At 71.6% G+C, this 24999-nt stretch carries 23 protein-coding genes and 1 tRNA gene; 14 read left to right on the forward strand and 10 right to left on the reverse strand.

The features are described from left to right. Positions 1-39: 39 nt before the first annotated feature. Both AB0K00_RS39420 and AB0K00_RS39425 read right to left on the reverse strand, forming a co-directional pair. Complete coding sequence (locus tag AB0K00_RS39420) at positions 40-501, reverse strand: RidA family protein (protein WP_363531806.1); 462 nt, start codon at positions 499-501, stop codon at positions 40-42. 1 nt (position 502) lies between these two features. Beyond that, positions 503-661 (reverse strand): hypothetical protein, encoded by a 159-nt coding sequence (locus AB0K00_RS39425; RefSeq protein ID WP_203848715.1) that lies wholly within the window; start codon positions 659-661, stop codon positions 503-505. A gap of 146 nt (positions 662-807) precedes the next feature. Between AB0K00_RS39425 and AB0K00_RS39430 the strand changes: the two genes are divergently transcribed. The 3 genes from AB0K00_RS39430 to AB0K00_RS39440 are packed head-to-tail and all read left to right on the forward strand — an operon-like array spanning position 808 to position 3936. Then, entirely contained in the window at positions 808-1779 is a 972-nt protein-coding gene (locus tag AB0K00_RS39430) for a hypothetical protein (RefSeq protein ID WP_363531809.1), read from the forward strand. Positions 1780-1808: 29 nt separating this feature from the next. Next, entirely contained in the window at positions 1809-2786 is a 978-nt protein-coding gene (locus tag AB0K00_RS39435) for an ArsA-related P-loop ATPase (RefSeq protein ID WP_363531812.1), read from the forward strand. Between the two features lie 28 nt (positions 2787-2814). Beyond that, positions 2815-3936 (forward strand): ArsA-related P-loop ATPase, encoded by a 1122-nt coding sequence (locus tag AB0K00_RS39440; protein WP_363531815.1) that lies wholly within the window; start codon positions 2815-2817, stop codon positions 3934-3936. A gap of 21 nt (positions 3937-3957) precedes the next feature. Here AB0K00_RS39440 and AB0K00_RS39445 read toward each other — a convergent pair whose 3' ends face one another. Beyond that, positions 3958-4266 (reverse strand): WhiB family transcriptional regulator, encoded by a 309-nt coding sequence (locus tag AB0K00_RS39445; RefSeq protein ID WP_033363547.1) that lies wholly within the window; start codon positions 4264-4266, stop codon positions 3958-3960. A 432-nt stretch (positions 4267-4698) separates the two neighbouring features. On the opposite strand from AB0K00_RS39445, the gene AB0K00_RS39450 reads away from it, so the two are divergent. After that, complete coding sequence (locus AB0K00_RS39450) at positions 4699-7140, forward strand: transglycosylase domain-containing protein (RefSeq protein ID WP_363531818.1); 2442 nt, start codon at positions 4699-4701, stop codon at positions 7138-7140. Between the two features lie 105 nt (positions 7141-7245). Here the strand turns inward: AB0K00_RS39450 and AB0K00_RS39455 are convergent, their stop codons facing one another. Further along, positions 7246-7698: a GatB/YqeY domain-containing protein gene (locus tag AB0K00_RS39455; RefSeq protein WP_363531821.1), complete on the reverse strand. Its 453-nt coding sequence runs from the start codon at positions 7696-7698 to the stop codon at positions 7246-7248. Between the two features lie 286 nt (positions 7699-7984). On the opposite strand from AB0K00_RS39455, the gene AB0K00_RS39460 reads away from it, so the two are divergent. From AB0K00_RS39460 to AB0K00_RS39470, 3 genes are all read left to right on the forward strand, one after another. Next, positions 7985-8878, forward strand: coding sequence for a metallophosphoesterase (locus AB0K00_RS39460; RefSeq protein ID WP_363531824.1), 894 nt, complete (start codon positions 7985-7987; stop codon positions 8876-8878). Continuing rightward, a complete protein-coding gene (locus tag AB0K00_RS39465; RefSeq protein WP_363531827.1) occupies positions 8875-10065 on the forward strand; it encodes an alpha/beta fold hydrolase in 1191 nt (396 codons plus the stop codon). Before AB0K00_RS39460 ends, AB0K00_RS39465 begins: the two co-directional genes overlap by 4 nt. A 61-nt stretch (positions 10066-10126) precedes the next feature. After that, positions 10127-10200 (forward strand) — tRNA-Pro (locus AB0K00_RS39470). Between the two features lie 384 nt (positions 10201-10584). Here AB0K00_RS39470 and AB0K00_RS39475 read toward each other — a convergent pair. Beyond that, positions 10585-10920: a hypothetical protein gene (locus AB0K00_RS39475; RefSeq protein ID WP_363531830.1), complete on the reverse strand. Its 336-nt coding sequence runs from the start codon at positions 10918-10920 to the stop codon at positions 10585-10587. A 302-nt stretch (positions 10921-11222) separates the two neighbouring features. Between AB0K00_RS39475 and AB0K00_RS39480 the strand changes: the two genes are divergently transcribed. The 4 genes from AB0K00_RS39480 to AB0K00_RS39495 all read left to right on the forward strand — a co-directional run bounded on the left by AB0K00_RS39480 (position 11223) and on the right by AB0K00_RS39495 (position 15854). Next, positions 11223-11576 (forward strand): hypothetical protein, encoded by a 354-nt coding sequence (locus tag AB0K00_RS39480; RefSeq protein WP_363531833.1) that lies wholly within the window; start codon positions 11223-11225, stop codon positions 11574-11576. 45 nt (positions 11577-11621) lie between these two features. After that, on the forward strand, positions 11622-11897 hold the full coding sequence (locus AB0K00_RS39485; RefSeq protein WP_363531836.1) for a hypothetical protein: 276 nt from the start codon (positions 11622-11624) through the stop codon (positions 11895-11897). A 224-nt stretch (positions 11898-12121) separates the two neighbouring features. Beyond that, the gene (locus tag AB0K00_RS39490) at positions 12122-15259 is read left to right on the forward strand and encodes a diguanylate cyclase (RefSeq protein WP_363531896.1); all 3138 of its coding nucleotides are present in this window, start codon (positions 12122-12124) and stop codon (positions 15257-15259) included. Beyond that, the gene (locus AB0K00_RS39495; protein ID WP_363531839.1) at positions 15243-15854 is read left to right on the forward strand and encodes a metal-dependent phosphohydrolase; all 612 of its coding nucleotides are present in this window, start codon (positions 15243-15245) and stop codon (positions 15852-15854) included. Before AB0K00_RS39490 ends, AB0K00_RS39495 begins: the two co-directional genes overlap by 17 nt. On the opposite strand, the gene bfr is transcribed toward AB0K00_RS39495, so the two are convergent. From bfr to AB0K00_RS39510, 3 genes are all read right to left on the reverse strand, one after another. After that, positions 15829-16311, reverse strand: coding sequence for a bacterioferritin (gene bfr, locus AB0K00_RS39500; protein ID WP_363531842.1), 483 nt, complete (start codon positions 16309-16311; stop codon positions 15829-15831). The genes AB0K00_RS39495 and bfr overlap by 26 nt on opposite strands. 21 nt (positions 16312-16332) lie before the next feature. After that, positions 16333-16521, reverse strand: coding sequence for a (2Fe-2S)-binding protein (locus tag AB0K00_RS39505; RefSeq protein WP_363531845.1), 189 nt, complete (start codon positions 16519-16521; stop codon positions 16333-16335). Positions 16522-16593: 72 nt separating this feature from the next. Further along, a complete protein-coding gene (locus AB0K00_RS39510) occupies positions 16594-16884 on the reverse strand; it encodes a DUF4031 domain-containing protein (protein WP_363531848.1) in 291 nt (96 codons plus the stop codon). A 19-nt stretch (positions 16885-16903) separates the two neighbouring features. On the opposite strand from AB0K00_RS39510, the gene AB0K00_RS39515 reads away from it, so the two are divergent. After that, positions 16904-18307, forward strand: coding sequence for an FAD-linked oxidase C-terminal domain-containing protein (locus tag AB0K00_RS39515; protein WP_363531851.1), 1404 nt, complete (start codon positions 16904-16906; stop codon positions 18305-18307). A gap of 13 nt (positions 18308-18320) precedes the next feature. On the opposite strand, the gene AB0K00_RS39520 is transcribed toward AB0K00_RS39515, so the two are convergent. Further along, a complete protein-coding gene (locus tag AB0K00_RS39520; protein ID WP_363531854.1) occupies positions 18321-20201 on the reverse strand; it encodes a glycerol-3-phosphate dehydrogenase/oxidase in 1881 nt (626 codons plus the stop codon). Between AB0K00_RS39520 and AB0K00_RS39525 the strand changes: the two genes are divergently transcribed. Continuing rightward, positions 20184-20651, forward strand: coding sequence for an SRPBCC family protein (locus AB0K00_RS39525; protein ID WP_363531856.1), 468 nt, complete (start codon positions 20184-20186; stop codon positions 20649-20651). The two genes, AB0K00_RS39520 and AB0K00_RS39525, sit on opposite strands and share 18 nt — an antisense overlap. On the opposite strand, the gene AB0K00_RS39530 is transcribed toward AB0K00_RS39525, so the two are convergent. Beyond that, on the reverse strand, positions 20645-22231 hold the full coding sequence (locus AB0K00_RS39530) for an NAD(P)/FAD-dependent oxidoreductase (RefSeq protein WP_363531859.1): 1587 nt from the start codon (positions 22229-22231) through the stop codon (positions 20645-20647). The two genes, AB0K00_RS39525 and AB0K00_RS39530, sit on opposite strands and share 7 nt — an antisense overlap. A 62-nt stretch (positions 22232-22293) precedes the next feature. Between AB0K00_RS39530 and AB0K00_RS39535 the strand changes: the two genes are divergently transcribed. After that, complete coding sequence (locus AB0K00_RS39535) at positions 22294-24573, forward strand: S8 family serine peptidase (protein ID WP_363531861.1); 2280 nt, start codon at positions 22294-22296, stop codon at positions 24571-24573. Positions 24574-24999 lie beyond the last annotated feature (426 nt).

A 24999-nucleotide genomic window follows, 5' to 3' on the forward strand; every position in this document is an offset into this window, starting at 1 on the left:
TCGTGACGGCCCTTTCAGGCTGCCCCTTCAGGCGACCCTTCAGGCGACCTCGAAGATCGCCTCGACCTCGACGGGCGTGTTCAGCGGCAGGGCGGAGACGCCGACCGCGCTGCGGGCGTGCTTGCCCGCCTCGCCGAAGACCTCGCCGAAGAGCTCGCTGGCGCCGTTGACGACGCCCGGCTGGCCGGTGAAGCCCGGTGCCGACGCGACAAACCCCACGATCTTGACCACCTGCACGACCGTGTCCAGGCCGACCAGGGCGTGCACGGCCCCGAGGGCGTTCAGCCCGGCCTGGCGGGCGAGGTCCTTGGCCTGCTCGGGGGTCACGTCCTCGCCGACGAGGCCGGTGGCGGGCAGCTTGCCGTCGATCATCGGCAGCTGGCCCGAGACGTAGACGTAGTTGCCGGTCCGCAGTGCCGGCACGTAGGCGGCGACCGGCGGCACGACCGGCGGGATCGTCAGCCCGAGCTCGTCCAGCCGGGCGAACACCTCACTACCCATGTCAGCCGGCCTTCGGCCGCTTGAAGTAGGCGACCAGGTTCTCCGGGTTGAGGCCGGGCACGATCGCCACCAGCTCCCACCCGTCGTCGCCGAAGTTGTCCAGGATCAGCTTGGTGTTGTGGACCAGCAGGGGTGCGGTCAGGTACTCCCATTTCTGCATGGTGCGAGACTATCGGGCGGCTGTTGCACCCCGACCGAATCGGGTCCCCCAACGGATGCGCGTGGCGGCTACCCTAAGGGCCGCGCCGCACGGGTCCCGGGAGCCGGACCGCCGGCGGACCCGGCCGTCGCACACGAGGTGGAGACATGACACAACCGCCCCAGTACCCAGGGCAGCCCGAATACCAGGGCCAGCCAGGCGACCCTTACGCCGCGCCGGGACAGCCACCGCAGGCACCTCCGGGGCAGGGCTGGCCGCCCGCGCCGTCCGTGCAGGACCCGTTCGCACCGCCCACCTCGGCGCCGCCGTCCGGACCTCCGACCTCCGGCCAGCCGTATGCGGTGCCGGTCCAGCCGCCGTTCCCGCAGGCCGGGTATCCGCAGCAGCCGGACCCGACGCAGTACGGGCAGCAGCCGCAGTACGGGCAGCCGGATCCCTCGCAGTACCCGCAGCAGGGCTACCCGCAGCAGCCGCAGCAGTATCCGCCGACGGGCGCGTTCCCGACCGGGCCGCAGCCGACCGGGCAGTTCCCGACCGGCCCGCTGCAGCAGCAGCCGACGAGTGGTTTCCCGGGGCAGCCCACGAGTGGTTTCCCGGGCCAGCCGACCAGCGGCTTCCCGGCCGACCCCTATGCGGGTGGCTACCAGCCCGGCTATCAGCAGCCGCAGCCGCCGAAGAAGCGCGGCCTGATGATCACGCTGATCGTCCTGGCGGTCGTGCTGGTCCTGTGCGGTGGTGGCGGCGCGGCCGCGTATTTCATCACCCAGGGCAACCAGGGCAAGGGTCAGCCGACCGCGCTCGACGCGGTCAACGGCTTCCTCAAGGCCGTCTACAAGGACAAGAACACCACCGAGGCGCTCAAGTACGTGTGCGCGAGCTCGCGGAACAAGGAGAAGCTGGCGGCCCGGGTCGACGAGATCCGCAAGTATGACGCCGCCCTGAGCAGCCCGACCTACACGTGGCCGGCGCCGACGGTGGAGAAGCAGGACAGCTCCGCGGCGACGCTGCTCGTCCCGATCAAGGTCGCCACGAGTGACGAGAAGGTCGCGGAGACGAAGTACAAGTTCCTCGCGACGAACGACAACGGCTGGTGGGTGTGCGAGATCACTGCCGCGTAGTCATGGACGGCGCCCTGTAGCGTCGAGGAGTGACAACGCGCGAGTCTCAGGACGGGCGGGGCGGCTACGGCTGGCCTGCCCGTCTTCATGTGGTCACCGGCAAGGGCGGCACCGGCAAGACCACGGTCGCCGGCGCGCTCGCCCTGGCGCTTGCCCGGGACGGCCGGCGCACGCTGCTCATCGAGGTCGAGGCGCGCCAGGGCATTGCGCAGCTCTTCGACCGCGACCCCCTGCCCTATCAGGAGCTGCGGATCGCGGCGGCGAGCGGCGGCGGCGAGGTCCGCGCGCTCGCCGTCGACGCCGAAGAGGCGCTGCTGGAATACCTGGAGATGTTCTACCGGCTCGGGGTGGCCGGCCGGGCGCTGCGCAAGGTCGGCGCGGTCGACTTCGCCACGACCGTCGCGCCGGGACTGCGTGACGTCCTGCTGACCGGCAAGATCAAGGAGGCGGTGACGCGCACCGCCGACGGCCGCCGGGTCTATGACGCGGTCGTGCTCGACGCGCCGCCGACCGGCCGGATCGGCCGGTTCCTCAACGTGACGGCCGAGACGGCGCGGCTGGCGAAGGTCGGCCCGATCAAGACGCAGAGCGAGGGCGTCGCGGCGATCCTGCGCTCGCCGATGACCGCGGTGCACGTGGTCACCCTCCTGGAGGAAATGCCGGTCCAGGAGACCGCCGACGCGATCGACGAGCTCGTCCGGCTGGGCATCCCGATCGGCACGGTGATCGTCAACGCCACCCGGCCGCCCGTGCTCGCCGGCGCGAAGGTGACCCAGGCGGACCTGCGCCGCGGGCTGACCGCGGCCGGGCTCGCCGCCGACAAGGAGACCCTCGCCGGCCTGGCCGGCGAGGCGAAGGCCTACCAGACCAGGATCGCCGCGGAGGCGTCGCTGCGGGCCGACCTGCTCGGTCTCGGCCGGCCGGTGGTGGAGTTGCCGGTGCTGCCGGGCGGTGTCACGCCGCAGGCGCTGGAGTCGCTCGGTGATCTGTTGCTCACCTCGGCTTGAGCGAGCACCTAACGGATACGCTCGCTAGGTGGGGACTCCCAAGCTCGACGTCGACGCGATCCTCGCCGACCCGGCGATCCGCATCGTCGTCTGCTGCGGCTCCGGCGGAGTCGGCAAGACCACGACCGCGGCGGCCCTCGCGGTGCGGGCCGCCGAGCGGCACGGGCGGCGCACGGTGGTGCTCACCATCGACCCGGCCCGCCGGCTGGCGCAGGCGCTGGGCCTGACCGAGCTGGACAACACGCCGCGGCTGGTCAAAGGACTGCAACCGGACTCCGCCGAGCTCCAGGCGATGATGCTTGACATGAAGCGGACCTTCGACGAGGTCGTGCTCGAGCACACCGACCCGAAGCGCGCCGAGGAGATCTTCGCCAACCCCTTCTACCAGGCCATGAGCTCGACGTTCTCCGGCACGCAGGAGTACATGGCGATGGAGAAGCTCGGCCAGCTGCGGGCCCGCGACGAGTGGGACCTGATCGTGGTCGACACCCCGCCGTCCCGCTCCGCGCTGGACTTCCTGGACGCGCCGGCCCGGCTGTCCCGGTTCCTCGACGGCAAGATGCTGCGGCTGCTGCTCGCCCCGGCCCGGGCCGGAGGGCGCAGCGTGTTCAACCTTGTGTCTGCCTCGTTCGGCCTGTTCAGCCGTACCGTGACGAAGATCCTCGGGGCACAGCTGCTGACCGACCTGTCGGGTTTCGTCGGCGCCTTGGACTCGATGTTCGGTGGCTTCCGCGAGCGGGCCGAGCAGACCTACCGGGTGTTGCAGGCGCCGGAGACGGCGTTCCTGGTGGTGGCCGCCCCGGAGCCGGACGCGGTCCGTGAGGCGGTCTACTTCGCCGGGCGGCTCGCCGCCGACCGGATGCCCCTGGCGGGGCTGGTGCTCAACCGGGTCGTCCTGGTGCCGGCCGGCGGGCTGGCGGCCGACGACGCGCGGGCCGCGGCCGTCCGCCTCGACGAGGTGGGCGGGCACCCGGCGACGGCGGAGGTGCTCCGGGTCCACGCCGAACTCGCCGACCAGCGGGACCGGCAGGCGGCAGTCTCCGGCCGGTTCCTGCGCGCCCATCCCGGTGTGCCGGTGGTGAAGATCCCGGCGCAGCCCGCCGACGTCCATGACCTCGACGGGCTGCGTGCAATCGGAATTGCCTTCTAGAGCCTTCGTCCGCCCGGTGCCTCAGCCGGTCGGAACGAGCTCCTTGGGCGCGTCCTTCTCGTTACGATCCATGGCGGCTTCGAACATCTTGCGCCAGCTGGGCACCTGCGGGTGACGGCGCAGCAACGCTCGGCGCTCGCGCTCGGTCATGCCGCCCCAGACTCCGAACTCGATCCGGTTGTCGAGGGCGTCCGCCAGGCATTCGTACCGCACGGGGCAGCTCCGGCAGATCCGCTTCGCCACGTTCTGCTCGGCACCCTGGACGAACAGAGCGTCCGGGTCGCCATTGCGACACGCGGCGATGCTGGGCCAGTCGACGACCATGCTCATATTTCCTCTTCCCCCCTTGGACTCCCCCCGGGTCCATCCGCCGTGCTTGCCCCAGCGAATAGCACCCAAACCACGTCCCCCCATGGCATTTGGATGCTGTTCGCCGGGCTACCCGGCGCGACGGCAGGGTCCCCGGCCACGGGAACCCCGAGAGGAGCTTTCCGGAACATCATGCTCTGTAGTCGTCCAGTTACGCAACGTTGTTGCACCAGGTTAACCGCCACTTTGGCGATCCACCAAAGGGTGGAGCGTGGTACCGCAGCGTCACGACCGGGTGTGATTTGCCCAAAATGCCGGCACTCCCGTGATCCGTGTATCAGACTCGGCTACGGGTCAACCTCACGCCCGGTGTCACGCGTCTAGGACAACGAGGACGCCAGCATCTGGACGCGGCCTCATGACGTCGTCACGTAGTCTGAGGAAGTGACCTGGATGCGCAAACGCGAACACGGCCTGCTGCCCAATGCAGCATCTCTCCTGCTGTGTGGGCTGCTCGCGGGCTTGGTGGTCGCTGCGGCCGCATTCCCCGCGGTTGCAATGTCGGGCCTAGCCGCGAAGGCCGGCGCCGACACGTTCGAAAACCTGCCGACTGACATCGACGTGCTTCCGTCGCCGCAGATCAGTTACATCTATGCATCCGACGGCAAGACCCTGCTGGCGATGATGTACGACGAGAACCGGCGCGACGTCCCGCTGACCGATGTCGCGGATGTCATGCGCAAGGCGATCGTCGCCGCGGAGGACAACCGCTTCTACGAGCACCGCGGTGTCGACGTGAAGGGTGTGGCCCGCGCGTTCGTGGCCAACCAGAACGCCGGCGGCCAGACCGAGCAGGGCGCCTCGACGCTGACGATGCAGTACGTGCGGCAGGCGATCTCCTACTCGGCGAAGACGCCGCAGGACGTCGTGGACGCCACCGACAAGACCCCGACGCGCAAGCTGCGCGAGATGAAGTACGCGATCGACCTGGAGAAGAAGCTCAACAAGGACCAGATCCTCGAGCGGTATCTCAACATCGCCGCGTATGGTCACGGCGCCTACGGCATCTTCGCCGCCTCACACGTCTACTTCGAGAAGGACCCGAAGGACCTGACGCTGCCCGAGGCCGCGCTCATCGCCGGCCTGGTGAAGGCGCCCGGCACGAGCGACCCGGCGACCGCCGACGGCCTGCCGCGCGCCATGGAGCGGCAGAAGTACGTGCTGAACCAGATGGTCGCGATGGGCTACATCAAGCAGCCGGAGGCCGATGAGGCCGCCAAGGTGAAGCTCAACATCATCGGCAAGCGCACCCCCGAGGGCTGCGAGTCGGTGCAGAAGCAGGAGCTGGGCGCCGGCTTCTACTGCGACTACCTGCGCCGCTGGTGGATGGACCAGAAGATCTTCGGCGAGGACCAGTACCAGCGCGCCAACCGGCTCCGTGCCGGCGGCTACACGGTCATCTCCTCGCTCGACGTCGCCACGCAGACCGCGGCCGCCAAGTACGCCCAGGACCAGCCGAACGTCGGCAAGAACGAGAAGATCCGGATCGGCAACCAGAACGCGGTGATGCTGGCCGCGGTCGAGCCGGGCACCGGTCGGGTCACCGCGATCGCGACGAACCGCGTGTTCAGCAACGACAACTCGCACAACGGGGCCAACACCAACCCCGACAAGCGGGGGCAGAAGGGCAACTACCCCAACACCACGGTGCCGATCATCACCGGTGACAAGGACATCCCCGGCTACCAGGCAGGGTCGACGTTCAAGATGTTCACCGCGGTGGCGGCGCTGGAGGCGGGCCTGCCCCTGGCCACGACGATCAACACCGAGAAGCAGTTCCAGTCGACCTTCAAGATCGAGCCGGGCAGCCCGGCGTCCTGCAACGGTCCCTGGTACTGCCCGAAGAACTCCGGTGGCCAGTCCGGCCCGTACAACATGTGGACCGCCTTCGGCAGCTCCATCAACACGTTCTTCGTGCCGCTGGAGCAGCAGGTCGGCGCCGACAAGGTCGTCGACGTGGCGAAGCGGCTCGGCATCCAGTTCAACGCCGCCGAGGACGCCAAACTGGCCGCCAACCCGAAGGGCTGGGGCGCCTTCACCCTCGGCGTCAGCGCCACCACGCCGTTGCAGCTGGCCAACGCCTACGGCACGCTCGCCGCGGACGGCCTGTACTGCGAGCCGACCCCGATCCTCGAGGTCCGCGACAACAACGGCAAGAAGGTCGAGGGGCTCGACCCGAAGTGCAAGCAGGTCGTCGACAAGGAGGTCGCGCGCGCGGCCGTCGACATGGCCCGCTGCCCGGTCGGCGACCAGTCCGCCACCGGCAAGTGCGGCGGCGCGACCGCGGGTTACGCCCGCAAGTACGTCGGCCGCCCGCTGGCCGGTAAGTCCGGCACCACCGACTCGGAGAAGAGCGCCACGTTCGTCGCCATGACGAAGCAGCTCGCGGTCGGCGGCTTCCTCACCGACCCGGACTGGCCCGAGACGAACAAGGACATGAAGCACCCGCAGATCAACTACGCCACCTTGGGCACGCTCAAGGACGGCCTGGCGAACAAGCCGGTGGTCCAGTTCGTGGCGCCCACCAAGGACAAGTCGATGGGCAAGCTGGTCGAGATCCCGTCGGTCAAGTGCGCGCCGGTCGACCAGGCCAAGAGCCGGATCAGCCGCGCAGGGTTCACCGTGACGGTCTCCCCCGCGCAGATCGCCTCGACCTGCCCGGCGGGCACGGTCGCAAAAACCGAGCCGGGCGGCGCCACGGTGAAGGGCGGGCCGGTATCGCTGATCATCAGCAAGGGTCCGGGCGCGCCGGCTCCGCCGTACCTCGGCACCGACCCGGGCACCGGTAACGGCGTCCGCGACGACCAGGGATGCCCGCTGCCCTGGGTCTGCTGACCCGCACCGCACAACGCAACGGCGGCCGCCCCGGACATCCGGGGCGGCCGCCGTCGTACTACCAGTGGGCTATTGCATAGCAGTGGGCTACTGCATAGCAGTGGGCTACTGCTTCGCCAGCTGGGCCCGGACCTCGGCGGCGACCCGGCCACCCTCGGCGCGGCCGGCGACGGCGGACTGCGCGGCCTTCATCGCCTGCCCCATGCTCGCCATCCCGCTCAGCCCCGCCGCGGCGAGCGCGTCACGGACGATGCCGGCGAGCTCGTCCTCGGAGAGCTGGGCCGGCAGGTAACCGGCGAGCACCTCCTCCTCGGCCCGTTCCTTCGCCGCCTGGGCCTCCCGCCCGGCACCGGCGAACGCCTCGGCGGCCTCGCGCCGCTTCTTCGCCTCCTTGGTGAGCACCGAGAGGACCTCCTCGTCGGACAGCTCGCGGGCGGCCTTGCCGGCGACCTCGGCGTTGCGCACCGCGGTGATCGCCATCCGCAGGGTCGAGGTCACCAACTCGTCGCGGGCCTTCATCGCCACGCGCAAGTCGGACTCCAGACGCTCCTTCAACATGAGCCAAGTCTATCTGCGGGTCCTTGCCCATATTGGGTTGCAAAAAGTACGGCGGGCGCCCGCACAGGCGCAGGAGGTGCCCGGCAAGCAGAGCCAGTTTGAGTGGGAGCGAAGCGAGCATGGGGGGTGTGGGGAGGCGCAGCCCCCCACGGAACCGCGGGCGGCAGCCCGGGGAGCAGAGCCAGTTTGAGTGGGAGCGAAGCGAGCATGGGGGGTGTGGGGAGGCGCAGCCCCCCACGGAACCGCGGGCGGCAGCCCGGGGAGCCAGAAACTGTACGCTGAGCTGATGCGCTCGAAGACTGTCCGGCGGCTGCTCGTCGGGACCGCCGCGGCCGGTGCCGCCACTTTTGCCTACGCGTCGCTCGTCGAGCGCAACATGTTCACCCTGCGCAGATTCGACGTGCCGGTGCTCGCACCAGACGCCGAGCCGCTGCGGATCCTGCACCTCAGCGACTTCCATCTCACCCCGGGCCAGCACCGCAAACAGCGCTGGATCGCGGAGCTCGCCGGCACCGACCCGGACCTCGTCGTCGTCACCGGCGACAACATGGCCCACGTCGACGCCGTTCCCGCGGTCGTGCGGGCCCTGACGCCGCTGCTGGACCGGCCCGGTGCCTTCGTGTTCGGCAGCAACGACTACCGCGGGCCCGTGCTGAAGAACCCGTTCGGGTATTTCAACCGCGACAAGCCTTACGTGCAGGGCGCCGCGCTGCCCACCGAGGAGCTGCGCGACGTGCTCACCGGCTCCGGCTGGGCCGACCTCAACAACGCCCGCACCACGATCAAGGCCGGCGGGCGCACCATCGAGCTGGTGGGCGTCGACGACCCGCACGTCGGTCGCGACGACTACGACAGCGTCGCCGGCCCGGCCTCGCCCGACGTCGACGTGCGCATCGGCCTCACCCACTCCCCCGAGCCGCAGGTCCTGGACCGGATGGCCGACGACGGCTTCGACCTGCTGCTGGCCGGCCACACCCACGGTGGGCAGGTCGCGCTGCCGTTCTTCGGGGCGCTCGTCACCAACAGCGGCCTCGACCGGCGGATGGCGAAGGGGCTGCACCGGTGGCCGTATTCGTCGGCGTTCCTGCACGTGTCCGCGGGCCTCGGCACGCACCCGACGGCGCCGGTCCGGTTCGCCTGCCCGCCGGAGGCGTCGATCCTGACCCTCGTCCCGCGATGACCGCCACGACCGCGACCACCCCCGCGGCGTCGGCCGTCGCCGCGGGTGCTGCCGGTCTCACGGTGCGCAAGTGGCCGCGCCGGGCCGCGTACGCGGGTGTGGCGGGCGCCGCCGGGCTCGCCGTGCTGCTGCCGACCGGCACTGCCGGCGCCGGGTGGTTCCTGGCCGGGCAGGTCCTCAACGTCAACGCGGTGCGCGCCTACCCGGTCCGGGTCCGCGCGCACGCCGGCAACCGGGTCACCCTGACCCGCACCCCCGACACGTCGCGCTCGATGCCGCTCGCCTTCGTGTGGTCCTCCGGCCACGCGGTCCTCGGCCCCGTCATCGCCATGGACCGCACCAGCGTGACCCGCGAGATCACCACCCTGACCCGCGGCACGCTGGTGAGCGGGCTCAAGGGGTACACCACCGGTTATGTCTTTGAAGGTGACCCCCTGTCGGCTCGGGGCCTGCCCTTCGAGGAGGTGCTGGTCCCGGCCGAGCTCGGCGACTGCCCCGCGTGGCTCGTCCCGCCGGTCAGCGGCCCCGCCGACGACACGTGGATCATCGCGGTCCACGGCAGGGGCGCGCCCCGCGGCGAGGCGCTGCGCATCCTGCCCACCTTGGCCGCGTCGGGTCACAACACGCTCGTCGTCACCTACCGCAACGACCCCGAGGCGTTCCCCAGCCCCGACGCCCGCTTCCACCTCGGCCACACCGAGTGGCGCGACGTCCTGTCCGCCATCGACTACGCCCGGGCCGCCGGCGCCCGGCAGGTCGTCCTGTACGGCTGGTCCATGGGCGGCGCCGCCATCCTCAACCTCCTGCGCTCGTGGGAGCACGGCGGCTTCGTGCGCGGCATCGTCCTGGACTGCCCCGTCGTCGACTGGACCGCGACCCTGCGGATGAACGCCCGCCAGCTCAACGTCCCGCCACTGTGGACCTGGACCGCCCTCAAACTGATCCAGCACCGCCTCGGCGTCCGCGCCGCCGACCTCGACTACCGCGACGTACCCCTCGACGTGCCGACCCTGCTCTACGTCGACCACGACGACCGCACCGTCGCCCCGCAGCCGACCGTCGCCCTGGCCGCGGCCTCCCCGTCCGTCCAGCTCGTCGAGACCCGCGAGGCCGGTCACTGCCGCAGCTGGAACCTCGACCCCGCCGCGTACGAGTCGACCGTGAACTCCTTCCTCAAGTCTCTCTGACGCCACAGGGGATACCGAGTTGGAGCGCTGCCGGGCGTGGGCTACGATTACTCGGCACGCTCGGGGTATAGCGCAGCTTGGTAGCGCGCTTCGTTCGGGACGAAGAGGCCGTCGGTTCAAATCCGGCTACCCCGACTTCGTGTAGCACGTGGTGAGGGCCGGTTTCCTGGTGACAGGAGATCGGCCCTGATCCGTTACTAGGGCTCTGGGAGACGCCCGGGGGACAACCCCGCTCCCAGCACTGTGATCCGCGCGTCACTCCGCCGGCCGCAGCAGCCGATCCAGGACCGCCACCGGCCGACGCAGGCACGCCTCCCGACACACGCTCAAAGACGAGGGCAAGACCCCGTTCGGTGCCTGCGAACGCCGAAGCCTCGGACATTCCCATCGAGCGAATGTCCGAGGCTGTGCGCGATTACGCTGTTGCCCTATTGAGCCGGCCGTTTCATTTGCGATATCAGATTTCCTGGGCAGGACAGATCGTCCCCCGGCTCAGGCAGACTCCTGACACCTAGTCGTTCAGTTGCGGATCGCGTAGCTGTAATAGCTCGCCAAGTAGGGAGTGCCCCAGAAGTTGGAACCGCAGTCCTGGTAGCTGAACTGGCCCGGATTCTTCCACGGGCCGTAGACGAGCTTTCCGCCGTCCTTCAAGCACCACAGCACGGCCCGATGTTGCCCGGTCCCGCCACTGCAGGTGCCGTCCGTCCCGACCAGATTGCTGCCCCAGTAAACGGGTCCATAGCTGCAGCCCGTTGGAGCCGCAGCGGCCGGGTCGGCCGCGACCGTCGTCGCGGCCATTGCCACGACCGCCACAACCGCCAATCGCAAAGATTGACGAGAGGCTTTCGAGAACATCTGATTCGAACGAAGCCAATTGAACACATTTCCCCCAATGCGTCAGGCCCTTCAGATGGACGGTACTCTATGCGATGCAAAGGCTTCAGGCAACAAACAGCGGATTGCGCAGGCACATCGGGGCACGTCATGCCGCACGAAGGCACGTTCCGAGGCGCTGCCATAGCGTCCGATTTCGGACGGAACATCAAGCGGCAATCGGGGCCGCCAACGGACACGGAGTGGGTCCAAGCCTCCGGCGCCCAGGGAAGCCCTGGGTGAGTCGGTGTCCATGGGCGCGGCGTGGCGCTACGTTGACCAGGATGATTTTTCGCACCGAGAGGAACCGCCGGATGGCCGCCAGCTTCCACCCTCAGCCGTATCCGCTGTATGCCGTGACGATCGAGAAGGTGGACAACCCGGCCCGGTTCCAGCTCACGGATGAGCCGGTCCGCCTCGTCATCGGCTGGCGCGCCGACGAGCAGGGTGACGTGACCCCGCTGCTCGCCGGTGGCAGTCCTGGCGGCAGCCCCTGGACGGGGCCCGTGTACTACGAGGAGACCCGGGACCGCGCCGAGGAGACCGCCCGGCAGGTCGCGAAGGGCGACCGGTCCGCGGTCCGGGGCGCCCGGGTCGTCGAGGCCGCCGCCTGGATCGACCGCAACACCGAGCTGTAGCTCCACGGCCGGTCGGCCGTTGCCCGGGTCGCCTACCGTGCAGACATGGACGGTCGTCTCGTGGCGTGGGGCATAGCGATCGTGTTGGTGCTGGTGGTGGCCGCGGGGGTGCTGGTCCGGCGCCGGCGGGCGGCGGCGCGGGAGCTGAGCCGGGAAGAGGTGCTGCGCCAGGCCAGGCGGGCCGGCCAGCAGATGACGAAGGCGAGCCGGACGGCGCGCCGGGGCGGCATCCGCGGCAAGGGCGGCGGTGGCAACGAGCCCAACGACGCGGACACCAGCAACGACCTCGGCGGCGCCAGCAGCGACTCGAGCGGCTGGTAGCACGCCGAACAGCCGACCCTGGTGCCGTCGCCACCGCCGACCTGCGAGGCGCCACCGCCGGAGCCCGAGACCCTTGCTCCGGCGGCGCAACCGCACCTTCGGCGGCGGTGACCGACCACCGGGTGGACACCGGACGGTCAAAACCTGCTGAACACCTCAGCGGCGACCCCGCAAGGCCGATCTGGTTGACAATGAACGTGCAGGGCGGTCCGGCACCGGTGACGATGGATCCAGTCACCGGTGCTCATTCGCGTGCTGCGCTGGACGTGGCCCTGCACGACGTCGCGGGGTGCAGCCTGCTGCTGTTCGACGTCGATCACTTCAAGACGGTCAACGACGCCTTCGGCCACCTCCGCGGCGACCTGCTGCTGCGCCAGCTCGCCGACCGGATCACCGAGCTCATCCGCACCGAGGACGCACTGTTCCGCTACGGCGGCGACGAGTTCGTGCTGCTGCTGCCGAACACCGGGGCGGACGAGGCGCTGCGCCTCGCGATCCGGCTGACGGACGAGATCCGCGCCCGCGAGTTCGCCGGGACCCCACCGCTGCACCTGTCGATCAGCCTCGGCGTGGCGACCAGCCCCGTCGACGGCACCGACGGCGAGGCCCTGATCGCGGTCGCGGACCGCCGCAACTACCTCGCCAAGCGCCGCGGCCGTGGGCAGGCGGTCGGCGACGACGTCGAGGCGTCCACCGCCGCCGGCTCCTCGCGGCTCTGGGAGCGTGACGCGGCGCTGAGCGCCACGCAGGAGTTCCTCACCCGGGTCGCGGCCGGTGGGCACGCCGCCCTGCGGGTCGTCGGCCCCCCGGGCGCCGGACACACCCGTTTCCTGCGTGAAGTCGCCCAGATCGCCCGTTTGCGCGGTTTTCCGGCGGTACTGGCGGCCGACCGCGCGCCCGGCTGCATCCTGCTCGCCGACGTGGGCGACCCGTTGCCGGAGCTCGGGGACGCCGCCGCGGTCGTCTACGCCACCACGAACCTGCACGACGACGACCCGCGCCGGACGGGACTGCGCGAAGCGGTCGTCGAGCTGACCCCGTGGTCGCCGGCGACGCTGCGGATCTGGCTGCGCATCGCCCTCGCGGGCGAGCCCAGCACCGCCCTGGTCGACCGCCTCGTCGAACGCTCCGGCGGGTTGCCGGCGCGGGCGGAGGCGGAGCTCGGGCGGCTGCGCGCCCAGGGCGAGTTGATCGGCTCGCCCGACGGCACCTGGACCGTCAAGCCACAGCCGGCGAAACGGCGACGCAGCCGGCTGCCCGTACCGATGACCAAACTCGTCGGCAGGGACCGGGAGACCGCCAAGGTCGCCGCCCTCGTCCGGGACGGGCGCCTGGTCACCCTGGTCGGCCCGGGCGGTATCGGCAAGACCCGGCTGTCCCTCGCCGCCGCGACGGTGCTCGCCGACGACTTCGCCGGCGGCGCCGTGTTCGTGCCTCTCGCGGACAGCACCGACGCCGAGCTGATGACGGCGGCGCTGGCGCGCGCGCTGCACGTCAGCGAGCTGCCCGACCAGAACCTGTTCGACACCGTGCTGGACCAGCTCGAGGAGTCCGAGCTGCTGCTGGTGCTGGACAACTTCGAGCAGGTCGTCGACGACGGTGCGGCCCTGGTCAGCGACCTGCTGGCCGCGGCGCCGGGAGTCCGGGCGCTGGTCACCAGCCGGGAGCGGCTCTCGCTCTACGGCGAGCAGGTGTACCAGGTGCCCACGCTCGCCGACTCGCCCGCGGTGACGCTGTTCGAGCAGCGGGCCCGGGCCGTCGACGCCGACTTCGAGATCACCATCGACACCGCGCTGCCGGTCGCGGCGCTGTGCCGCCGCCTCGACGGCCTGCCCCTCGCCATCGAGCTGGCCGCGGCCCGGGTCGACCGCTGGACGCCGGACGAGCTGCTCAACCACCTCACCGAGCACCTCGACCGGGACCTCGACTCGCTCGGCGGCGGCGCCGGACCGCGGGACCTGCCGGCGCGGCAGCAGACCCTGCGCGGGGCGATCGACTGGAGCTTCGTCCTGCTCGACGCCGAGGAGCAGCGGCTGCTCACGGAGCTGTCGGTGTTTGCGGGCGGCTGGACCACGGCGGCGGCGCTCGCGGTGACGCTGCCCGGTGGCGACCTGGACCTGCTGGTGAAGCGGCTGTCGGCGCTCGTCGACAAGCACCTCGTGGTCCGCGACGAGGACGACGGCCGGTACCGGCTGCTGTCGACGATCCGCTCGTACGCCCTGCACCGGCTCGGCGACGCGGTCGAGCCGCTCGACCGGCACGCCGACTTCTACGCCGCGTTCGCTGAGGCCTCGGCGGCCGGCCTGTCCGGCCCCGAGCAGGTCGAGTGGACCGGCCGGGTCGAGGCGGACTACCAGAACGTGCGGGCCGCGTTCGCGCACGCGGACGTCGCCACCAAGACGCGGATCTGCCTGGGGCTCTGGCGGTACTGGCGCAACGGTGCCCACATCAACGAGGGCCGGGAGTGGCTCTCGACGCTGCTGGCCGCACCGGGGCTGGAGGATGGCGCCCTGGCGCGGCTGCTGCACGCCGCCGCGATCCTCGCCGCGACCCAGGACGAGCACGAGGAGGCCCTGCGCTTCGGCGCCTCCGCCCTGCAGAAGGCGACCGCTGCCGGGGACCGCGCGACGGTCGGCCACGCGCACAACGCGATGGGGATCGCGGCGATCGGCGGCGGCGACCACGCGGCCGCGACCGAGCACTTCGGGCACAGCCTGGCCATCTGGCGGGAGCTGGACGTGCCGCAGGGCGTCGCCGCGTCCCTGGGCAACCTCAGCAAGGTGTCACTGTCGCGGGGCGAGATCGCCGGCGCCGAGCAGTACGCCACCGAATGCCTGTCGCTGGAGCGCGCCGCCGGCAACACGCGGGGCATCCAGCTCGCCCTGGAGTGTCTCGGGCAGATCATGCTCGCCCGCGGGGACGTCGGCGCGGCCCGTGAGGCGCTCGACGAGAGCCTCACGCTCAGCCGGCAGATCGGCGACTCGTTCGGCGCCGCGATGGCTCAGCACCAGCTCGGCCTCGCGGCCCGGCTGGAGGGCGACCGGGTCGAGGCACTGCGGCTGCTGGTGACCGCGCTGACCACCCGGCACGAGGTCGGCGACCGGCTGGACCTAGCGATCTCCCTGGACGTGGTCGCGGCGCTGGTCGCGGCCGACGACCCGGCCCACGCGGCGCGGCTGATCGGCGCGGCGGACGACCTGCGGGCCCGGCACCGGCTCGCCGAGCCGCCGGACGCGCAGACGCTGCGCTCGGTGACGCTGCCGCTGCTGCTCGACCATCAGCGGGACCGGGCCGCCGGCCGGGCGGTGTCCATCGAGCACATCGTCGAGGCCCTAAAGTCCTCTTATGGTGTCGTTGGCTGACTGGCAGCGCCTGTTTCCCGCGGACTCGGCGGTCGGGGCTTCGTTGATCGAGCGCTGGTCGGAGCCGCACCGGCGGTACCACACCCTGGACCACCTGGCGGTCATGCTCGGCGTGATCGACGCGCACGCCGAGATCGCTGACGACGCTGACGCGGTGCGGCTGGCGGCGTGGTTCCACGACGCGATCTACGAACCGTTCGCGCCGGACAACGAGGAGCGCAGCGCGCTGCTCGCGTTGTCAGTTCTGCCCGATTTAGGGGTTTCGGCGGACCGGGTGGCCGAGGTGGCCCGGCTCGTCCGCCTGACGGCGGGGCACTCGGTCGCGGCGGGTGACCGCAACGGCGCCCTGCTCGCGGACGCCGATCTCGCCATTCTCGCGTCGCCGCCGGCCGACTACGCCCGTTATGCGGCAGCGGTACGGCAGGAGTACGCGGCCGTGCCCGAAGACGCCTTCCGCTCCGGCCGGGCGCAGATCCTCGGGTCGTTCCTGGCCGAACCGGATCTCTTCCGGGCGGTGCCGGCGCGGGCGGAGTGGACCGCCCGCGCTCATGACAACCTGCGGGCCGAGATCACGACGCTTCTGGGTGCTCCGTGACGTTCTGCAGGTACAGCGGCTCACCGAACTTCTCAATGAGCGCGAGCTGCGTCTCCAGATAGTCGACGTGGTGCTCCTCGTCCGCGAGGATCTCCTCGAAGATGTTCGCGGACGTCACGTCGCCGATCGAGCGCATGTATTCGATGCCGCGGCGCAGCCGGTCGACGGCCTCGACCTCGACCTGCATGTCGCACTTGAACTGCTCCGGGACGGTCTCGCCGATGCGCAGCGCGAAGAGGCGCTGGTAGTTGGGCAGACCTTCCAGGAACAGGATCCGGTCGGTCAGCACCTCGGCGTGCTTCATCTCGTCGATCGACTCGTGCCGGGTGTGTTTCGCCAGGATCGTATATCCCCAGTTCTCCTGCATCTTCGCGTGTAGGAAGTACTGGTTGATCGCCGTGAGCTCGGCGGTCAGCTGCTCGTTGAGAAATTCAATGACTCGTGCATCCCCCTGCATGTGGGCAGGGTAACCGCTTTTCTAGGCCAAAGCGGGCAATACCGCATTTGGCACCTCGGCATCGATGAGATCGGCCACCCGGTCGAGGCAGGTGCCGCAGCCGGTGCCGGCGCCACACTCGTCACCCACGGCATCCTCGGTATGCGCACCCGAGCGGATGACCCGCCGGATCTCGCACTCCCGTACCCGAGCACAGATGCACACATACACGATTGAGCTCCTCGCTTAGCCTTACCTAAGCAAGGGTCGCCTAAGTTGTCCGCTGAGACAAGTCCTGAGCAGCTATTTCACAGTCCTGGATACGTCGGGGGGAACGGACAAATGCCGTGGGCGACGCAGGCCGGCAGCTTTCAGGCGCGCCACGATCTCCTTGCCGGTCACACTGCGCGCACCCAGCCAGATGGCCGCCTGCACCCGGTGCGCCGGAATGTCGTAGTGATCCCGCTCGAAGCCACGCCGGGGCACGCCCAGCAACTCCGCGAACACGTGCAGCTCGGTGACCGAGACGTCGCTGATCAGATGGGCCCAGAGCCGGCCATGCGCCGGCCACCGCGGCGTGTCGATGTAGAGCACGCCTATTAGCCTGCCAAACATGGATCTCAACACGGATCTCATCCACGAGCTTCGCGCCGCACTGCCCCACGAGGGCGGTGTGCTCACCGACCCGGACCTGCTGCGCTCGTATGAGCACGACGAAGCCGACCTGTGCGCATATGGCACCCCGCAGGTCGTCGTCCGTCCCCGGACGACCGGCCAGGTCTCCGCCGTGCTGCGCGCCGCAAGCCGCCACCGCGTCCCAGTGATCCCGCAGGGCGCCCGCTCCGGCCTCGCCGGCGGCGCCAACGCCATCGACGGCGCGATCGTGCTGTCCCTGGTCGCCATGAACGAGATCATCGACATCGACGCGGGCAACCGCATCGCCGTCGTCCAGCCCGGCGTCGTCAACGCCCAGCTGCGCCGCGCGGTGGCGGCGAAGGGCCTGTACTACCCGCCGGACCCCGGTTCCTGGGAGCAGTCCACGATCGGCGGCAACGTCTCCACCGACGCGGGCGGCATGTGCTGCGTCAAGTACGGCGTCACCAGCGACCACGTCATCGGCCTCGAGGTCGTCCTGGCCAGCGGCGAGGTCCTCAACTGCGGCCGCCGGACCGCCAAGGGCGTCGCCGGTTACGACCTGACCAGCCTCTTCGTCGGCTCCGAGGGCACGCTCGGCGTCATCACCGAGATCACGGTCAAGCTGCGCCCCGCACCGGCCGCCTCGCTCACCCTCGTCGCCGTCTTCGACACGCTCCCCGCCGCCGGCGCCGCCGTCGAGTCGATCATCACCGCCGGCATGCAGCCGAGCATGCTCGAGGTCATCGACCGGGTCACCCTCAGCGCCATCGAGGCGTTCCGCCCGATGGGCCTGCCCACGACCGCCGCCGCGCTGCTCATCGCCGCCGTCGACTCCGGCACCCGGGCACCGGACGACCTCGCCGCGATCGCCGCCCTCTGCCGGCAGGCCCAGGCGGCCGACATCCACGTCGCCACCGACGCCACCGAGGCCGAGGCTCTGCTCGCCGCCCGCCGCCTCGCGCACCCGGCGATGGAACAGTTCGCCGCGCAACTCTTCCCCAGCGGCGGCGGCATCATGGTCGACGACGTCGCCGTGCCCCGCACCCGCCTGGTCGACCTCATCGAAGGCATCGAGGGCATCGCCTCCACCCACGGCGTGGTCGTCGCCACCGTCGGCCACGCCGGCGACGGCAACCTCCACCCGATCATCGTCATCGACCGCTCCGACCCCACCAGCCTCGCCCGCGGCCAGAAGGTCTTCGACGCCATCATGTCCCTCGGCCTGTCCCTCGGCGGCACCTCCACCGGCGAGCACGGCGTCGGCCTGCTCAAACGCGACTGGCTGGCCCGCGAGATCGGCCCGACGGGGCTGAAGACACACCGCTCCATCAAGGCCGCCCTGGACCCCGACAACATCCTCAACCCGGGCAAGATCTTCTAAGGCCGGTCACGACTCACGAGATGGAGGTGCGGTCGGACCGGAAGCCGCGGACGTCCGGGACGCCGAGGCGGGCCGCGTCGGCGGTCAGGTCGTCCGGCATCCGCTGCGACTCCTGCTCCGCCGCCACCCGCGCCAGGTAGTGCTCGATCTCCCGGGACTTGGTCGCGGTGTCCCAGCCCAGCACCGCGCCCATGATCTCGGCCGTCTCGGTGGCCGAGGCCGCGCCGCGGTGATCGGTCTCGAACGAGATCCGGGTCCGGCGGGTCAGCACATCCTCCAGGTGCAGCGCGCCCTCGGCGTGGGCCGCGTAGGCCACCTCCGCCGCCAGGTATTCCGGGGCACCGGGCAGCGCCCGGCGCAGCGACGGGTCGAGGGCCAGCACGTCGAAGGCGAGCGAGCCGTACCGCTCCAGCAGGTGCTCCAGGACGCCGACCGAGATCCCGTGCCGGCGGGCCAGGTCGGCGCGGTTGGTCCACAGCGAGTGGTAGCCGTCGGCGCCGATCAGCGGCAGGTCGGCGGTGCGGGAGGCGGGGACCAGGCCACCGTGCCGGCGCAGGCCGCCGAGGCGGTGCGCGACCCGGTCGATGACGTCGGCCGCCATCACCCGGTACGTGGTGTACTTGCCGCCCGCGATCAGCATCAGCCCCAGCATCGGCTCGACGACCGCGTGGGTGCGCGACAGCGCGGAGGTCTGCTCGTCCCGGCTGTGCGGCTGCCGGTGGCGGGCCTCGCGGGACAGCAGGGGGCGCAGGCCGGCGTAGACGCCTTCGATGTCCTCCGTGGACAGCGGCCGGTCCAGGACCTCGTTGACCTGCCCCAACAGGTAGGAGATGTCGGTCGCCGACGCCGCTGGATGCCCCCGGTCGAGGTGCCAGTCGGTGTCGGTGGTGCCGATGATCCAGTGCCCGCCCCACGGGATGACGAACAGGACGGAGGTCTGGGTGCGCAGGATCAGCCCGGCCTCGCCGGTGATCGCGGATCGTGGCACGACGAGGTGTACGCCCTTGCTGGCGCGCACCTGCATACCCGCCGACTCGCGCGGGCCGCCGTTGGACAGCAGTCCGGCGATGTCGTCCATCCACACGCCGGTGGCGGCGACGACCGTGCGGGCGTGCACCTCGAACTCCTCGCGGGACTCCAGGTCGCGGACCCGCACCCCGGTGACCTCGCGCGCGTCGCGGAGCAGCCCGACGGCGCGGGCGCTGGGCACGATCGCCGCGCCGAGGCTGGCGGCGGTGCGCGCGAGCGTGGCGACCAGGCGGGCGTCGTCGACCTGGCCGTCGAAGTACTGGATCGCGCCGCTGATCGCGTCCTCGCGCAGCGACGGGAAGCGCCGGTGGGCCTCGGTGCGGGACAGGTGCCGGTGCAGCGGCATCCCGCGGGGTGCGGACCCGCGCAGCTGGGCGGCGGTGGCGAACGCGTCGTAGAGGCCGACGCCGGCGCCGTAATAGGCCCGCTGCCAGACGCGGTGGACGGCGCCGGTCAGGCCGCGGTGCGCGGGCAGCGGCACCAGGATCGGCACCGGCCGGACCAGGTGCGGCGCGAGGCGGGTGGCGAGCAGACCGCGCTCCTGCAGCGCCTCGGCGACCAGGCCGAACTCGAGCTGCTCCAGATATCGCAGGCCGCCGTGGATCAGCTTCGAGGACCGGCTGGAGGTCCCGGAGGCTAGGTCACGGGCCTCGACGAGAGCGACGGACAGCCCGCGGGACGCGGCGTCGAGGGCCGCACCGGCTCCGGTGACCCCACCGCCGATGATCAGGACGTCGAAGCGCTCGCGGCGCAGCCTGGCGACGTCCTGCGCGCGGCGGGCGGGCGACAGGCGGCTGGCCTCGAAACGGGACGTGGAGGGTTCACGGCGCACCTCATTACGGTAGCCGTGCCTGTCATTGGGCATCACATCATCGTGTCCATCACCGAACGTATCGTCAGCGCACCTGCCGACCGGGTCTTCGCCGTGCTCGCCGACGGGTGGTCGTACAGCGACTGGGTCGTCGGCACCGCGCATGTCCGCGACGTCGACGCGTCGTGGCCCCAGCCGGGCTCGCGGCTGCATCACAAGGCCGGCCCGTGGCCGGTGTCACTCAAGGACCGCAGCGAGTCGCTGGAGTGCGAGCAGGGCCGGATGCTGCTGCTCAAGGTGCATCTGTGGCCGCTGGGCGCCGGCGAGGTGCGCATCACGCTCGACCCGCTCGACGAGCAGGCGACCCGGGTGAGCATGCAGGAGCAGTTCACCGACGGGCCGCTCGTCGGGATCCGCAACAAGGTCGGCGATGTGCTGCTGCACTACCGCAACGCGGAGGCGCTCAGCCGCCTCGCCGACCTCGCGGAGCGCCGCGCTCAGTAGATCGCCCGCATCGCCTTTCTGACACCGGCGGCGTAGACGTCGCCGAGCAGCGGGCGGTGCCGGGCCAGTGCGGCGCGGGCCGCGTTCGCGCCGGCGGCGCCGTGCACGCCACCACCGGGATGGGCACTGGAATTCGCCAGGAACAGCCGGTCGACGGGCGTGTCGGCGCGCCCGAGACCGGTCACCGGCCGCCACAGCAGTTGTTGGTACGCCGCGGCCGTGCCCCCGTTGATCGCCCCGTCGACGAGGCTCGGGTTCTCCGCGACCAGTTCGGCGGGGCCGCTGACGTGCCTGCCGAGGACCAGGTCGTCGAAGCCGGGTGCGTGCCGGCGCATCGCGTCCTCGACCCGGGCGACCTGGGTGCGCACCAGCTCCGCGTCGACCTCACCGGGTTTCGCGGGTCGCGGCAGGTGGGTGTACGCCCACAATGACTCGGTGCCGGCCGGCGAGCGGGTCGGGTCGGCCGTGCTCATCTGCCCGACCAGCAGGAACGGGTCCTGCGGCGCCCGGCCGGCAGCCAGGTCGGCGGCGTAGCCCTGCGGGTCGGCCCCCAAGTGGATCGTCCCGGCACCCGCGACGTCCGGCGACAGCCACGGCGCCGGCGCGGAGAGTGCCCAGTCGATCTTCAGGGTGGCGTTGTCCCAGCGGAAGGTTTCCAGGTCACGCAGCAGCCGGGCGGGCAGCTGATCCTTCAAGATCAGGGTTTGGTACAGGATGGGCGCCGGCACGTCGGCGAGCACCGCCCTGCGGGCGCGGAAGAGCCGGCCGTCGGCGCACCGCACGCCCAGGGCCCGCCCGCCGCCGACGATCACCCGCTCGACCATGGCCCCGATGCGGACCGCGCCGTGCGGCTGGAACCGCCGGACCAGGGCATCGGTGAGCTGCTGCGCGCCGCCGACCGGCACCGGGAATCCGTGCTGCTGGCCGAGCATGGCCAGCAGCCAGCCGAACCCGCCGCTGGCCGCGTCGTCCGGGGCCAGGTCGGTGTGCAGGGCCAGGCCGGTGAGCAGCAGCCGGGCGCCGTCACCCTGGAAGAGCTCCTCGCCGAGGACCCTGGCCGGGACCAGGAACCGGCGGGCGAGCCGCAGCGTGTCGCCGGGCCCCGCGTGCGCGGCCAGCCTGACACCCGCACGGATGGGGGGAAACGGGGTGAGCAGCGACTCCAGCAGGTCTGTGGAGAGTCGGCGCCATTGGGCGTACACCTCGCGCCAACGTGAACCGTCGCCCGGAGCGAACCGGTCCAGCGACTCGGCCGTCAGGTCCAGCTCGCGGCTGAGCACCGCCGCGCGCCCGTCGGGGAACAGGTGCGCGACGACGTCCGGCGCCTGCGTCCACCGCAGCCCGTGCGCCTCGAGGTCGAGCGCCAGCAGCGGCGGCGACCCCGCGGCGAGCGGATAGAACGCGCTGCACAGGTCGCTGAGGAACCCCGGGGCGGTGATCTGCGCCGACCGGACCGCGCCGCCGACGTGGTCCGTGCCCTCCAGCACGACAACGTCCCAGCCCGCATCGGCGAGCATGTTGGCAGCGACCAGACCGTTGTGTCCGGCACCGATGACCACCGCGTCGACCGTCTCCGTCATGCCCCTCAGTTTGCCCCTCCAGCTCATCCGAAACTGTCACACGCGGGTCGTAGAGTGCCGCCATGACGAGGTCACGGGGTTGGGCGCTGGGATTGACCATCGTCCTTGGCCTGTGGGCAGTGGCGATCACCGTCGCGATCCACAGCGGGGTCTGGCTGGTCGGTGAGGGCCTGCTCGCGCTGGGTTCGGACCTCCCGCGCTGGTCCTGGCCGGCGGCCGGCTGGCTGGCCGCCGTCCTCGTCGCGGTGCCGGCGATGCTGCTGGCGTGGCTGTCGAAGGTCGGGTTCGCCCGGGTGGCCGGCCTGCAGTGGACGATCACCGCCCTGCTCGGCGGCCTGCTCGGCACGGCCCGCCTGATCCCCAACACCTATCACGAGGTCTATCTGGCGGTGCTGGCCGCGACCGCCGCTGTCGCCGCGCTCGTCCACCGGGCCGTGCAGGGCCGGGCCGAGCGGTCCGACCGCTGGCTGCTGTGGCTGTCGCTGACGGTCGGGCTGGTCGCGCTGCTGCCGTGGCTGTGGGTCGGCGCGCTCGGCGGTCCGGTGGAGACGGTGCTCGCCGCGCTCGCCGCGGTGGCGGTGGCGTGGCTCGCGGCCCGCCCGGTCTCGGCGCTCACCGCGATCGGCGAGCCGCTGCGCAGCACCTGGGGCGGCATGGCGATCGGCGGGCTGACCGCCGGGGTCGGCCTGGTCACGCTCGTCGCCGGCGTCGGCGAGCCCGCGGTGCAGCTGTTCACGCTGGTGGCCGTCCCGCCGCTGGCGTTCGCGCTGGCCGCGCTGGCGCGCCGGGGGCGCCCCGCGGTGCCGGCCGTGCTGGCGCCCGCCCTGTTCGGCCCGCTCGCGCTGATCGACCCCGAGGAGACGTCGCTGCTGCTCGGCTTCCGCGACGTCGCGTTCTGGTCGCTGGTCGGCGCCGTGGCCGGCTTCGTCCTCGCGCTGGTCGCGGGCGCCTCCCTCGTGCCGGCGACCGGCCGGATCCGGTGGCGGCCCCGGTTCGCCGCACTGGCCGCGTTCGTCGTCGCGGCGGCCGGCGCGATCGTCTACACGGCCCTCGGCCAGCCCGGCTTCAACGGCGAGCGTCTCTTCGTGATCATGAAGGAGCAGGCCGATCTGAGCGGCCTGCGCAACGTGCCCGGCCGCACCGCCCGCATCAGCCAGACCTATGAGCGGCTGGTCGGCACCGCCGAGCGCTCCCAGGCGTCGCTGCGCAGCGCGCTGCGCGCCAAGCACCTCGACTTCACGCCCTTCTACCTGGTCAACGGCATCGAGGTGGACGCCGGCCCGCTCGCCCGCCAGTGGCTGGAGGACCGCTCCGACGTCGACCGGGTCCTGCTCAACCCGCACCTGCGCCCGCTGCCCGTCGACCCGTCCCCGGAATTCGACGCCAGCGCCGCCGCCCCCACCGCCCCGCCGTGGAACCTGACACTCATCAAAGCCGACCAGGTCTGGTCCCACTTCACCACCGGCCGCGGCATCGTCGTCGGCAGCTCCGACTCCGGCGTCGACGGCACCCATCCCGCCCTGCGGGCCACGTTCCGCGGCTCCGACGACTCCTGGCTCGACCCGTTCGGCCACAGCCCCGTCCCCGTGGACCACAACGGCCACGGCACCCACACCCTCGCCACCGCGGTCGGCGCCAACGTCGGCGTCGCACCCGGCGCGCAGTGGGTCGCCTGCGCCAACCTCCCCCGCAACCTGGGCAGCATGGCCAACTATGTGAGCTGCATGCAGTTCATGCTCGCGCCCTATCCCAGCGGCGCCGACCCCATGCACGCCGGCCACCCCGAGCGCGCCCCGCAGATCCTCACCAACTCGTGGGGCTGCCCCTCCATCGAAGGCTGCGACACCCGCTCCCTGCAGCAGGCCGTCGACGTCTTCGCCGCCGCCGGCATCTTCTTCGTCGCCGCCGCCGGCAACACCGGCCCCGGCTGCGCCACCATCACCGACCCACCCGCCAACTACCCCGCCACCTTCACCGTCGGCGCCGTCACCAGGACCTCGAAGGTCGCCTCCTTCTCCAGCCGCGGCCCCGCCCCCGGCAACCTCCCCAAACCCGACCTCATGGCCCCCGGCGCCGCCATCGTCTCCGCCCTGCCCGGCGGCGGCTACGGCGCCTTGAGCGGCACCTCCATGGCCACCCCCCACGTGGCGGGCGTCGTCGCCCTCATGTGGGCCGCCAACCCCGCCCTCATCGGCCAGATCGACCAGACCCGCCAACTCCTGCTCCGCACCGCCCAGCCAGTCGACGCCTCCACATCCCCCTGCGGCCCCGAAGACACCGCCGGCGCCGGCCTCGTCGACGCCCTGGCCGCCGTCACCGCCGCCACCGCCCCCGCCCCTTAACCCCTCCCCGCTCAACCTCCGCACCTCGCCCCTCCGCCCTCCCCGCTCAGCCCACCCAGCTCTGCCTCCGCACCTCCCCGCTCAGCCCACCCCGCCCTCCGCCTCCACCGCTGCCCTCGCAGCCCGGCCCTCGCCTCCCGCCTCTGCGGTCACGCCTGCGCACGCCGCCCTCGCCGTCTCGCCCCGCGGTCGCGTCCGCCGCTCGGCCTCCGCTGCTCCACCTCGCCGCTCCGCCCTCCCCGCTCCGCCCCTCTACCTCCGCCCTCGCCGCGCCGCCCTCGCCGCCCGCCTCTGCGGTCACGTCTGCGCGCCCCGTCCTCGCCGTCTCGCCCCCCCCAGCGCCCCCCCCCCCCGCCGCCCCCCCCCCCCCCCCCCCCCCGCCCCCCCCCCCCCCGCCCCCCCCCCCCCCCCCCCCCCCCCCCCGGC

Source organism: Dactylosporangium sp. NPDC049525 (assembly GCF_040676755.1).
Taxonomy (GTDB): domain Bacteria; phylum Actinomycetota; class Actinomycetes; order Mycobacteriales; family Micromonosporaceae; genus Dactylosporangium.